This window comes from Pseudomonas sp. NS1(2017), from assembly GCF_002269425.1.
Lineage (GTDB): Bacteria > Pseudomonadota > Gammaproteobacteria > Pseudomonadales > Pseudomonadaceae > Aquipseudomonas > Aquipseudomonas reactans.
In genome coordinates, this window is the sequence record NZ_CP022960.1 from 1,366,272 (window position 1) to 1,378,011 (window position 11,740).

Genomic DNA, 11,740 nt, shown 5'->3' on the forward strand with positions numbered 1-11,740 from the left:
TGTTATTGGTTTTGGCAGGGTTGTGGATAACGTGCCTTGCGCTCCAGGTCGTCGAGGTCGATATGGTTGCGCATGTATTGCTGACTGGCGTCCACCAGTGGCTGGTGATCCCAGCTCTTCAGCTTGCCCTGGGTCAGTGCTTCAAACACCAGACGGCGGCGGCGTTGGCTGGCGAGCACCTGTTGGTGGATCGCCGGGATGTCCCATTTGGCCCGCGCCTCGTCCAGGAAGGCTGCAAACAGTGCCCGGTGTTGCGGCGACTGGCTGAGGTCTTCCTGCTCCCGTGGGTCGTTGCGTACATCGAACAGTAGACAAGGGTCGTCTTCGCTGTAGATGAATTTGTAGGCGCCCCGGCGAATCATCATCAGCGGGCTGATGGTGCCTTCGGCCATGTACTCGCCAAACACTTCGTCGTGCCCGCCCTGCCCTTGCAAGTGCGGGACCAGCGAGCGGCCGTCCAGTGGCAGGCGCGGGTCCAGCTCGCCGCCGGCCAGTTCCACCAGGGTCGGCAGCAGGTCGGCGGTGGACACGGCTTTACTCACGCGGCCTGCCGCGAACTGCCCCGGCGCACTGACTAGCAGCGGCACGCGGGCGGCCATTTCAAACCAGTGCATTTTGTACCAGAGGCCACGTTCGCCGAGCATGTCGCCGTGGTCGCCGGAGAACACGATGATGGTGTCGTCGGCCAGGCCGGTGTCTTCCAGGGTCTGCAGCAGCTTGCCGACATTGCTGTCGATGTAGCTGCACGCGCCGAAGTAGGCACGGCGTGCATCGCGGATCTTATCCACAGGCAGCGGCTTGTCCCACAGGTCGTAGACCTTGAGCAGGCGCTGGGAGTGTGGGTCGAGATCGCCTTGCGCAGGGGTCGTAGGCAAAGGGATGTCGGCATCGTCGTACAGGTCCCAGAACGGTTTGGGAATGGTGTACGGGTCGTGAGGGTGAGTCATCGATACCGTCAGGCAGAACGGCTGGTCGCCGTCCTCGCGGATATGGTCGAACAGGTATTGCTGGGCCTTGAACACCACCTCTTCGTCGAAATCCAGCTGGTTGGTGCGCACACACGGCCCGGCCTGCAGCACCGACGACATGTTGTGATACCAGGTGGGGCGCACATCCGGCTCATCCCAGTTCACCGCCCAGCCATAGTCGGCGGGGTAGATGTCGCTGGTCAGGCGTTCTTCGTAGCCATGCAACTGGTCGGGGCCGCAGAAGTGCATCTTGCCCGACAGCGCGGTGCGGTAGCCGAGGCGGCGCAGGTAGTGCGCGTAGGTCGGCACATCGGCGGGGAAATCGGCGGCGTTGTCGTAGGCGCCGATCTTGCTCGGCAACTGGCCGCTGACGAGGGTGAAACGCGACGGCGCGCACAACGGGCTGTTGCAATAGGCGGCATCGAACACCACGCCTTGTGCGGCGAGGCGGCTCAAGTTCGGTAGTTTGATAGGCGAAGAACCGTAGAACGGAAGCATCGGCGCGGCCATTTGATCGGCCATGATGAAAAGAATGTTCTTGCGCTTCATGATCTATCGGCATTCCATAGGCGGTGTTTATGCCAATGAGCATGCAGCCCACGAAAATTGGGGTAAAGCCCATGAAAAGCAATGTCTAGGATAAGCACAGCTTATGTATGAAGCCCTTGGTGACCTGTCCCTCGATTTGCTGCGCGCTTTCGAAGCCGCCGCACGTCATCGCAGCTTTACCGCCGCTGCGGTGGAACTGGGCACCACCCAGCCGGCCATCAGCCAACAGATCAAGCGCCTGGAAGAACAGTTGGCTATCCGCCTGTTTGATCGCATCTACCGGGGGATCGAACTGACCGACGCCGGCGCCCTGCTGTTCGAGCATGTGCAAGGTGGTTTGCAAGGCATCAACCAGGGCTTGAGCCTGATCACCCAGCAGGATCAGCATGAAGTGTTGCAAGTCGCCACCGACTTCGCCTTCGCCGCCTATTGGCTGATGCCGCGCCTGCATCGATTTCACCAGGCCAACCCCCAAGTTGATGTGAGCCTGGTGACCAGCGAGCGCAATCACGCCACTTTGCGCAGCGATATCGACGTGGCGGTGTTGTTTGGCGACGGCCGTTTCAAGCAGGGCGACAGCCTGTGGCTGTTCAACGAGGAAGTGTTCCCGGTGTGCAGCCCTCAGTGGCTCAAGGAACAGGCCACGCCGCTGACTGTGCAGAATTTGCACGATTTCCCGCTGCTGCACCTGCGTCAGGAAAACAACAGCCAGTGGTTCGACTGGAGCGGTGTGTTTCGCGAACTGGGCATCGCCAGCGTACCAACGCCGGGCCAACTGCGTTTCGACAACTACACCCTACTCATTCAGGCGGCGATCGCCGGCCAGGGCGTGGCCATCGGCTGGCGGCACCTTGTGGATAACCTGCTGGAACAGGGCTGGTTGTGCCGGCCGGTCAGCGACACGGTGATCTCGCGCTTTGGCTATTACGTGGTGCAACCCCAGCGCAAACGTCGGGGGCAGTTGGTCGAGCGCTTCGTCGACTGGCTGGTGGCAGAACAAGCCAGCAGCGCCCAGTCGCTGACCGGGCTGGCCCTGCCGTCCATTGCGGTCTAGCATCGGGCGCATATTGGATCCGGAGTCCGCCATGCAACGTATCAAGGGCTACCACGCCCATATCTACTTCGACGCCAGCACGATCGAACAGGCGCGCAGCCTGTGCGAAGACGCCGCCAAACTCTTCCCACTGCGCATGGGCCGTGTGCACGAACGACCGGTGGGCCCGCACCCGGATTGGAGCTGCCAGCTGGCGTTCGATCCTGAGTACATCGGTGTGGTGCTGCCGTGGTTGGTGATCCATCGCAACGGGCTGGTGGTGTTCCTGCACCCCGAAACCGGTGATGACCTGAAGGACCACACTGACTATGCCGTCTGGATGGGGGCGATGCGGGAGCTGAACTTGTCAGCCTTTTCTTAAGTTAAGTCCCTAAATATGGGATTGATATTTATATATTGAGACTTTCGTACCCGTAGGTTTATATTCGCTGCATCCGCTCAGAACTCAGGTGAAGCGATGCAGGCGCAATTGATCGCGCTCGATTGGGGGACCAGCTCCCTTCGTGCTTACAAACTCGGCCCCGCAGGCACAGTGCTGGAACAGCGCTCGCTGGCGTGGGGCATCATGCATTTGCCCAGCGAGCCCCGGGACATTGCCGGCGTGCGTTGCAGCAACGGCTTCGAGTTGGCGTTCGACGCGGCGTGCGGGGATTGGCTCGACGCCCAACCGGGGTTACCGGTAATTGCCTGTGGGATGGTCGGCAGCGCCCAGGGCTGGAGCGAAGCGGCCTATCGCAATACCCCGGTCGATGTCGCCAGCCTCGGCCAGGCGCTGCACCAAGTGCACAGCCTGCGCGGCGTGGACGTGCACATCGTGCCAGGCGTGATCGAGCAGGTCGGCTTGCCCAACGTAATGCGCGGCGAAGAAACCCAGGTGCTGGGCGTTCTGCAAGGGCTGGGCGCCGATGTGTTGATCGGCCTGCCGGGCAGCCATTCCAAGTGGGTCGAGGTGGTCGACGGCTGCATCACGCACTTCGATACCTTCATGACAGGGGAGCTGTTTGCGGTGTTGAGCAAACACAGCATCCTTGGACGTACTCAGCTGCCGTCCGAACAATTCCAGGTCGAAGCCTTCGACCGAGGCGTGCACGTGGCGCTTTACGAAGACGGCCAGCGCGGCGTGCTGTCCACCTTGTTCAGTGCCCGCACCCTGGGGCTCACCGGCGAACTCGCCCCTGAGCAGCAACCCGATTACCTGTCCGGCTTGCTTATCGGCCATGAACTCGCCGGTCTGCCCGACAGCGCCAAACACAAGCCGATCATCCTGGTCGGCGCCGCGCCCCTTTGCGCCCGCTATCAACGCGCCCTCGCCCTCTGCGGCTTTGCCCACGTCAGCCTGGCGCAGGAAGCCACCGAGCGCGGCCTGTGGCAACTGGCCGTGGCGGCCGGGCTCACTCAACCTGTATTGGAGGCCTGACATGCTCAAGCAAGCACTCGCGCAAAACGGTTTGATCGCCATCCTGCGCGGCATTCGCCCGGACGAAGCCCAGGCTGTCGGCCAGGTGCTGTACCAGGCGGGGTTTCGGGTGATCGAAGTCCCGCTGAATTCGCCTGATCCCTACACCAGTATCCGCACCCTGCGCGACAGTTTGCCCGCCGATTGCCTGATCGGTGCTGGCACGGTGTTGACGCCGGAGCAGGTTGAGCAAGTGAAGGCGGCCGGCGGCCAAGTGATCGTCATGCCCCACAGCGATGCCAAGGTGTTGCGTGCTGCGAAAGCCGCAGGCCTGTTTCTGTCGCCGGGCGTGGCTACGCCGACCGAAGCCTTCGCGGCACTGGCCGAAGGCGCCGACGTGCTGAAGCTGTTCCCCGCCGAGCAAATGGGCCCTTCGGTGATCAAGGCGTGGCTGGCGGTATTGCCGGCTGGCACCTTGCTGCTGCCGGTGGGAGGCATCACCCCGGACAACATGCAGGTGTTCACCGACGCCGGCGCCAAAGGTTTCGGGCTGGGTTCCGGGTTGTTCAAACCGGGTATGACCGTGGATCAGGTAGCGAGCCGCGCCCAGGCTTATGTCGCCGCCTGGAAAGCCCTTAGCTGAATCAAGTTTCGCGCCTACCGGCGCCGCATCTATAAGAGAGATAACAGATGAAAATCACCAAACTGACGACCTTTATCGTCCCACCGCGCTGGTGCTTCCTGAAAGTCGAGACCGACCAGGGCGTGACCGGCTGGGGTGAGCCTGTTGTAGAAGGCCGCGCCCACACCGTGGCCGCTGCCGTCGAAGAATTGTCCGACTACCTGATCGGCAAAGACCCACGCAATATCGAAGACATCTGGACCGTGCTCTATCGCGGCGGCTTCTACCGCGGCGGCGCCGTGCACATGAGCGCCCTCGCCGGCATCGACCAGGCGTTGTGGGACATCAAGGGCAAGGCGCTCGGTGTGTCCGTCAGCGACTTGCTCGGCGGCCAAGTGCGCGACAAGATCCGCGTTTACTCGTGGATCGGCGGCGACCGCCCCGCAGGCACCGCCCGCGCCGCCAAAGAGGCAGTGGCCCGTGGCTTCACCGCGGTGAAGATGAACGGCACCGAAGAACTGCAGTTCGTCGACAGCTTTGAAAAAGTCGACCTGGCCCTGGCCAACGTCGCCGCCGTACGGGATGCGGTGGGACCCAATGTCGGCATCGGCGTCGACTTCCATGGCCGGGTGCACAAGCCCATGGCCAAGGTGCTGATGAAGGAACTCGACCCGTACAAATTGATGTTCATCGAAGAGCCGGTGCTCAGCGAGAACTACGAAGCGCTGAAAGAGCTGGCACCGCTGACCAGCACGCCGATTGCCCTGGGCGAGCGCCTGTTCTCGCGTTGGGATTTCAAGCGTGTGCTCAGCGAAGGCTACGTCGACATCATCCAGCCGGATGCGTCCCATGCCGGTGGCATCACCGAAACCCGCAAGATCGCCAACATGGCCGAAGCCTACGACGTGGCCCTGGCCCTGCACTGCCCGCTGGGCCCGATTGCCCTGGCGGCGTGCCTGCAATTGGACGCGGTCTGCTACAACGCGTTTATCCAGGAGCAAAGCCTGGGCATTCACTACAACGAGAGCAATGACCTGCTCGATTACGTGCGCGACCCGGGCGTGTTCGACTATGACCAGGGCTTTGTGAAGATCCCCAACGGGCCGGGCCTGGGCATCGAGATCAATGAGGAATACGTGATCGAACGCGCGGCCATCGGCCACCGCTGGCGCAACCCGATCTGGCGCCACGCCGACGGCAGCTTCGCCGAGTGGTAAGCACCCTGTAGGAGCCGGGCTGCCGGCTCCTGCAAGCCCTCAATAAACATAAGAAGAGGCAACCCCCCATGCACCCTGAATCCTTCACCGGGCAGGCTTCTTTAGTCACGCCTACCCGAAAGCGCTTCTTCATCATGGTGTTGCTGTTTATCACCGTGGTCATCAACTACCTCGACCGCAGCAACCTGTCCATCGCCGCTCCGGCCCTGACCAGCGAACTGGGGATCGACCCGGTGCACGTCGGGCTGATTTTCTCCGCGTTCGGCTGGACCTATGCCGCCATGCAGATCCCCGGCGGCTGGCTGGTGGACCGCGTGCCGCCGCGCATCCTCTACACGGCGGCACTGCTGTTGTGGTCCATCGCCACCGTCATGCTTGGCTTCGCCGCCAGCTTTATCGCGCTGTTCGTGTTGCGCATGGCGGTGGGCGCGTTGGAAGCGCCGGCCTACCCGATCAACAGCCGCGTGGTCACCACCTGGTTCCCTGAGCGTGAGCGCGCTACGGCGATTGGCGTTTATACCTCCGGGCAGTTTGTTGGGCTGGCATTCCTCACGCCGGTACTGGCGTGGCTGCAACATGCGTTTGGCTGGCACATGGTGTTTGTGGTGACCGGTGGCGTCGGCATCCTGTGGGCGGCGATCTGGTATGCGGTGTACCGCGAGCCGAAGGATTTCAAAAGCGCGAACGCTGCTGAAATCGAGCTGATCCGTGAAGGTGGCGGCCTGGTAGACATGCAGGAAAAAGCCGCCAAGGCGCCGTTCAGCTGGATCGACCTGGGCATCGTGTTGAGCAAGCGCAAGCTGTGGGGCATCTACCTGGGGCAGTTCTGCCTCAACTCCACGCTGTGGTTCTTTCTGACGTGGTTCCCGACTTATCTGGTGAAGTATCGCGGCATGGATTTCATCAAGTCCGGCTTGCTGGCGTCGTTGCCATTCCTGGCGGCGTTTGTGGGCGTGCTGTGTTCCGGGATCTTTTCCGATTGGTTGATTCGTCGCGGCGCGTCGGTGGGGTTTGCGCGCAAGTTGCCGATCATCGGCGGGCTGCTGATCTCCACGGCGATCATCGGTGCCAACTATGTGGATTCGACGGTGTGGGTGATTGCGTTCCTGGCGGTGGCGTTCTTTGGTAATGGGTTGGCGTCGATTACCTGGTCGCTGGTGTCGACCCTTGCACCGGCCCGCCTGTTGGGGTTGACCGGTGGGGTGTTCAACTTCATCGGCAACCTGTCGGCGATTGCCACGCCGATCGTGATTGGCTTTCTAGCCAGTGGCGATTCGTTTGCGCCGGCGATTACCTATATCGCGGTGCTGGCGTTGCTCGGGGCGCTTTCCTATGTGTTGCTGGTGGGTAAGGTCGAACGGATCGAGTTGTAAGAAAAGCGGGCGACCTTGGGGTCGCCCTTTTTTTGGATTACGGCACCGACATCTCGTTGCGAAACACGTTGTGCGGGTCCCAGCGTAGTTTGGTATCCCTCAAGCGGCGCTCGATGACAGTGTTGGGGAAGAAAATCCCATACCAGGACGGGTTTTTTGGATTGGCGGGGTCGCCCCCCAGGTGCGTCATGTCGAGGTCGGGGTAATTGATGTAGCAGCCCTCGAACTCGGGATTGACCGGCACACCCTTATCATTGGCGAAAGCCTTGAAAAACAGCCCCTGGATCCAGCGCGCGTGGGCCTGGTCCGCCGCCTCGCTGGCCCCGCGCCAATAACATTGCGGTTGCCACTTCAAATAGGAAGAGCGCTGCGCCGCCGAGGTTTCGCGGCGCACGGCCGGGTCTGGCTCATTAATGCGCCCACCGAAGGATTGGATCTGGATCAGGCTTTGGGTCAGGTGGTTATCGGGGTCATCCAAGGTCAGGGTGTCCCAGATGGCCTGCAGTACCTGCGGGGTGAACACGCCTTTCTGGTAGGCCGACTTATAGCGCCCACGCTGGTTATCTCCCGAGCCATTCAAGGTCTGCTGGCACACCAGCCAGTCCAGGTGCTGGGTGGCGTCTTGGGCAGATGCTAGCGAGTTGATGGTGCGCCCGGTGGCGCTGCCGCGTGGCAGATGGGTCACGTAAAACGGCACCAGCGACTCGCTGGCAGGCAGTGCAATGGCTGTGAGCATTTTGCTGACGAAATCGTCGAAGTACGTCCGGTCGTCCGACGCTCCGTCCTTGTCCACATAGTGAATACCCAAAGTCACATTGCCGGTGTGCTGGTGGCGCATTTCCAGCTTGGTCGCCAGGCCCCAGGTGTCCGGGTTGCTTTGATTGTCGGCGAACCAGGCTTGGTAGGCCGCTAGCAGGTTGTCGAGAGCGGTCTTGGTTAACACGGACCAATCCCATTCCAGCACCAACCACAGCACTTCCGTGGGGGCGTCCGGCAATGTCTTGAAGTAATAGCTGGTGATGATGCCGAACTGCCCGCCCCCTGCCCCGCAGCAGGCGGCGAACAGGTTGAGCTCGTCGGGGTCGGTGCTGTGGCGTGATACGTGTACCGGTATCAAACCGTTGCCCTGGGCGTTGGGAACTAGCATATCGACGCCATCCAGCCAGTCGCATACCAAACCGTGTTTGCGCGACAGCAAACCGTAGCCGCCTCCGCAAATATGCCCGCCCAGTCCGACCGAATAACACGAGCCGCCGGGCAAGGTCTTGTTGGCCAGCTTGTACAGCGCAACATAGGCGTCCCAGTTCTGGCCACCGGATTCCAGGCGAACGGTGTAGCGCTCGGGCTGGCTGGGGATCAACGTGGAACCGATGTGCCCGTTGGCATCGTAGGTCAGGTGGTTCATCGGACTGATGTCCAAGATCGACAATACTTCATTGGGACTGCCGGGCATCTTGTTGGAGACAAAGCCTTCGTAGCAATGGCCGCCGCTGCGCACCGTGATCCGGCCATTGGGAACAGCCAATGCTTGGGCAGCGGCGTCGATAACGTCCTGAGGGCTGTGGCAGATATAGATGCGGTCGGCCCCATTGGGCGATGACTCACCCTGCACATTGCCCAGGGGCCAGCGCAGATTGAAACCCTTTTGCAGCGTTGAATGACGACGGTCAGAGGGGGTAATGAGATCAAATGCCATGATGTACTCCTGGGAGCCAAGGATGACTTCTGATGCGGCTAACTTAACGACCGTAGGGCAAGGAATACTAGGCTTGCGGGGAGGTTAGACGGCAATAGGCATGAGGTGGTCAAGGGGTGACGGGATGTCACCCCTCAAGCCTAGTGCAAGAAATCAGTTCAGCACGCCATCGAGGATTTCATAAACAATGCCGGTGCCTACGGCGATCAATACCACGTCCGGTCCCGAACGGCGCCATTCATAACCGGGATACACCGGCAGGCGCTCCAAGGCGCGGCGGTCGAGGCGCTCGCCGTAGTAGCCCCGGGGCAGCGGCTGGCCACGCACCAGGCGTACATTCGGCGGTGGCGGTGCGCCACGGGCGAACTGGCCGTGGTTATCGTGGATGATCTGGCGGACCGGGCCGAAATCCTGGGGCGGGCCGCCGCGACGGTTGTCCTGCGGGTCGCGATGGTCGTCGCCGCGTTGTTCGTGCTGGCCCTGTGGGCCGCCACGGTCCGGGCCACCTTGGTCATAAGGCGCGGCCTGCACCAGGGCGCTGGCGCCAAGCACCAGCACGCCAAGGCTGGCAATCACGGTTTTGGGCATTTTCATCGGGTATTCCTCAGGGCACGCAAACAAAAAAGGGATTTCGAACGCGGTTCGAAATCCCTTGGTCTTGCTGTTTAGGCCGTGCCCGGGCGGGTTGATTCCTCTGTATCAGGAACTTTACCTACTGCTTACGGGGCCCTTACTTACGAGCGTTACGCACGCCTTCCGACAATGCCGCACACAGGCTCAACACGCCGTCGATGGCTTGCTGGTCATTCTTGGCATTGGCGATATGGTCGATCAGTGCCGAGCCTACGACCACACCGTCAGCCAGGCGGGCGATGGCCGCCGCTTGTTCCGGCGTGCGGATACCAAAACCGATGCTGATCGGCAGGTCGGTATGGCGGCGCAGGCGGGTTACGGCCTCTTCAACGTGTTCCAGGGTCGCAGCGCCGGCGCCGGTTACACCGGCCACCGACACGTAGTACACAAAGCCGGAGCTGCCGTTGAGCACGGTCGGCAGACGCACGTCATCGGTGGTCGGCGTGGTCAGGCGGATAAAGTCGATGCCTGCGGCTTGGGCCGGGTCGCACAGCTCGCCGTTATGTTCAGGTGGCATGTCGACCACGATCAGGCCGTCCACGCCGGCTTCCTTGGCGTCGGCGATGAACTGCGGCACGCCGTATTTGTGGATCGGGTTGAAGTAGCCCATTAACACCAGCGGCGTGTCGTTGTTGTCTTGGCGGAATTCGCGGACCATCTGCAGGGTTTTCACCAGGTTTTGCTTGGCGTTCAACGCGCGAATGTTGGCCAGCTGGATCGCCGGGCCGTCGGCCATCGGATCGGTGAAGGGCATGCCCAACTCGATCACGTCGGCGCCGGCGGCTGGTAAGCCTTTGAGGATCGCCAGCGAGGTGTCGTAGCCAGGGTCGCCAGCGGTAACGAAGGTCACCAGGGCGGCGCGATTCTGTTCTTTAAGCTGTGCGAAGCGGGTTTGCAGGCGGCTCATCAGTGTTTCTCCTGCTGAGAGGTTTCCATGTGGTGCATCACGGTCTGCATGTCTTTGTCGCCACGGCCGGACAGGTTGACCACCATCAGGTGATCCTTCGGCAGGGCCGGTGCGCGTTTGAACACTTCGGCCAAGGCGTGGGCGCTTTCCAGGGCAGGAATGATCCCTTCCAGGCGGCAGCATTTGTGGAAGGCATCGAGGGCTTCGTCGTCGGTCACCGAGGTGTACTGAACGCGACCGATGTCATGCAACCACGCGTGTTCCGGGCCGATGCCGGGGTAATCCAGGCCAGCGGAGATCGAATGGGCGTCGATGATCTGGCCGTCGTCATCCTGCAGCAGGAACGTACGGTTGCCGTGCAGTACGCCGGGTACACCACCGTTGAGGCTGGCGGCATGCTTGCCGGTCTCGATGCCGTGGCCGGCGGCTTCAACGCCGATGATTTCGACACTGGTGTCGTCCAGGAACGGGTGGAACAGGCCCATGGCGTTGGAACCACCGCCGATGCACGCCACCAGGCTGTCCGGCAGGCGGCCTTCTTGGGCTTGCAACTGGTCGCGGGTTTCCTTGCCGATCACGGCCTGGAAGTCGCGCACCATCGCCGGGTACGGGTGCGGGCCGGCCACGGTGCCGATCAGGTAGAAGGTGCTGTCGACGTTGGTCACCCAGTCACGCAGGGCTTCGTTCATGGCGTCTTTCAGGGTGCCGGTGCCGGCGACCACCGGGATCACTTCGGCGCCCAGCAGCTTCATGCGGAACACGTTGGCTTGCTGGCGCTCGATGTCGGTGGTGCCCATGTAGATCACGCATTGCAGGCCGAAGCGCGCCGCCACGGTGGCAGTGGCCACACCGTGCATGCCGGCGCCGGTTTCGGCGATGATGCGCTTCTTGCCCATGCGCCGGGCCAGCAGGATCTGGCCGATGCAGTTGTTGATCTTGTGCGCGCCGGTGTGGTTCAGCTCTTCGCGCTTGAGGTAGATCTTGGCGCCGCCGCAGAATTCGGTCAGGCGTTCGGCGAAGTACAGCGGGCTTGGACGACCGACGTAGTCACGCTGGAAGTAGGCCAATTCCTCTTTGAATGCAGGATCTTCCTTGGCCGCTTCGTATTCGCGGGCCAGGTCGAGGATCAACGGCATCAGGGTTTCAGCGACGTAGCGGCCGCCGAACGCGCCAAACAGGCCGTTGGCGTCAGGGCCGTTGCGTAGATCGGTCTGGGACTGAGTCATGGGACGCTCCAGGAAAGAATCGGTGTGGGAAACAATGAGAGCCACTCTACCCCTGACGCCCTATGCTGAAAACCGATAAGATCGCCGCAACCTGTCAGG

Annotated in this window: 11 protein-coding genes; 6 read left to right on the forward strand and 5 right to left on the reverse strand. The window is 61.8% G+C overall.

What is annotated here, in order from left to right; translation table 11 throughout:
* Nucleotides 1–2: 2 nt before the first annotated feature.
* On the reverse strand, nt 3–1,517 hold the full coding sequence (betC, locus tag CI807_RS06580; protein WP_095014105.1) for a choline-sulfatase: 1,515 nt from the start codon (nt 1,515–1,517) through the stop codon (nt 3–5).
* Between the two features lie 103 nt (nt 1,518–1,620).
* On the opposite strand from betC, the gene CI807_RS06585 reads away from it, so the two are divergent.
* The 6 genes from CI807_RS06585 (at nt 1,621) to CI807_RS06610 (ending at nt 7,179) form a co-directional block, all read left to right on the forward strand.
* A complete protein-coding gene (locus CI807_RS06585) occupies nt 1,621–2,571 on the forward strand; it encodes a LysR family transcriptional regulator (RefSeq protein ID WP_095014106.1) in 951 nt (316 codons plus the stop codon).
* Nucleotides 2,572–2,602: 31 nt separating this feature from the next.
* The gene (locus CI807_RS06590; RefSeq protein ID WP_025999921.1) at nt 2,603–2,932 is read left to right on the forward strand and encodes a DOPA 4,5-dioxygenase family protein; all 330 of its coding nucleotides are present in this window, start codon (nt 2,603–2,605) and stop codon (nt 2,930–2,932) included.
* A 96-nt stretch (nt 2,933–3,028) separates the two neighbouring features.
* The gene (locus CI807_RS06595; RefSeq protein ID WP_095014107.1) at nt 3,029–3,988 is read left to right on the forward strand and encodes a 2-dehydro-3-deoxygalactonokinase; all 960 of its coding nucleotides are present in this window, start codon (nt 3,029–3,031) and stop codon (nt 3,986–3,988) included.
* Nucleotide 3,989: 1 nt separating this feature from the next.
* On the forward strand, nt 3,990–4,610 hold the full coding sequence (locus CI807_RS06600) for a 2-dehydro-3-deoxy-6-phosphogalactonate aldolase (RefSeq protein ID WP_016978746.1): 621 nt from the start codon (nt 3,990–3,992) through the stop codon (nt 4,608–4,610).
* Nucleotides 4,611–4,657: 47 nt separating this feature from the next.
* On the forward strand, nt 4,658–5,806 hold the full coding sequence (gene dgoD, locus CI807_RS06605; protein WP_095014108.1) for a galactonate dehydratase: 1,149 nt from the start codon (nt 4,658–4,660) through the stop codon (nt 5,804–5,806).
* A 68-nt stretch (nt 5,807–5,874) separates the two neighbouring features.
* Nucleotides 5,875–7,179, forward strand: a complete 1,305-nt coding sequence (locus tag CI807_RS06610) for an MFS transporter (protein WP_095014109.1) — start codon at nt 5,875–5,877, stop codon at nt 7,177–7,179.
* Between the two features lie 37 nt (nt 7,180–7,216).
* Here the strand turns inward: CI807_RS06610 and CI807_RS06615 are convergent, their stop codons facing one another.
* From CI807_RS06615 to trpB, 4 genes are all read right to left on the reverse strand, one after another.
* Nucleotides 7,217–8,875, reverse strand: coding sequence for an FAD-binding protein (locus CI807_RS06615; protein ID WP_095014110.1), 1,659 nt, complete (start codon nt 8,873–8,875; stop codon nt 7,217–7,219).
* A 153-nt stretch (nt 8,876–9,028) separates the two neighbouring features.
* Nucleotides 9,029–9,469 (reverse strand): anti-virulence regulator CigR family protein, encoded by a 441-nt coding sequence (locus CI807_RS06620; protein WP_095014111.1) that lies wholly within the window; start codon nt 9,467–9,469, stop codon nt 9,029–9,031.
* Between the two features lie 136 nt (nt 9,470–9,605).
* Nucleotides 9,606–10,415 (reverse strand): tryptophan synthase subunit alpha, encoded by an 810-nt coding sequence (trpA, locus tag CI807_RS06625; RefSeq protein ID WP_016978750.1) that lies wholly within the window; start codon nt 10,413–10,415, stop codon nt 9,606–9,608.
* Complete coding sequence (trpB, locus tag CI807_RS06630; RefSeq protein ID WP_095014112.1) at nt 10,415–11,641, reverse strand: tryptophan synthase subunit beta; 1,227 nt, start codon at nt 11,639–11,641, stop codon at nt 10,415–10,417. Before trpB ends, trpA begins: the two co-directional genes overlap by 1 nt.
* Nucleotides 11,642–11,740 lie beyond the last annotated feature (99 nt).

What these genes read in the sequence shown, in the direction of transcription:
- betC (WP_095014105.1), bottom strand. Translation starts at nt 1,517, where the DNA reads ATGAAGCGCAAGAACATTCTTTTCATCATGGCCGATCAAATGGCCGCG.
- CI807_RS06585 (WP_095014106.1), top strand. Translation starts at nt 1,621, where the DNA reads ATGTATGAAGCCCTTGGTGACCTGTCCCTCGATTTGCTGCGCGCTTTC.
- CI807_RS06590 (WP_025999921.1), top strand. Translation starts at nt 2,603, where the DNA reads ATGCAACGTATCAAGGGCTACCACGCCCATATCTACTTCGACGCCAGC.
- CI807_RS06595 (WP_095014107.1), top strand. Translation starts at nt 3,029, where the DNA reads ATGCAGGCGCAATTGATCGCGCTCGATTGGGGGACCAGCTCCCTTCGT.
- CI807_RS06600 (WP_016978746.1), top strand. Translation starts at nt 3,990, where the DNA reads ATGCTCAAGCAAGCACTCGCGCAAAACGGTTTGATCGCCATCCTGCGC.
- dgoD (WP_095014108.1), top strand. Translation starts at nt 4,658, where the DNA reads ATGAAAATCACCAAACTGACGACCTTTATCGTCCCACCGCGCTGGTGC.
- CI807_RS06610 (WP_095014109.1), top strand. Translation starts at nt 5,875, where the DNA reads ATGCACCCTGAATCCTTCACCGGGCAGGCTTCTTTAGTCACGCCTACC.
- CI807_RS06615 (WP_095014110.1), bottom strand. Translation starts at nt 8,875, where the DNA reads ATGGCATTTGATCTCATTACCCCCTCTGACCGTCGTCATTCAACGCTG.
- CI807_RS06620 (WP_095014111.1), bottom strand. Translation starts at nt 9,469, where the DNA reads ATGAAAATGCCCAAAACCGTGATTGCCAGCCTTGGCGTGCTGGTGCTT.
- trpA (WP_016978750.1), bottom strand. Translation starts at nt 10,415, where the DNA reads ATGAGCCGCCTGCAAACCCGCTTCGCACAGCTTAAAGAACAGAATCGC.
- trpB (WP_095014112.1), bottom strand. Translation starts at nt 11,641, where the DNA reads ATGACTCAGTCCCAGACCGATCTACGCAACGGCCCTGACGCCAACGGC.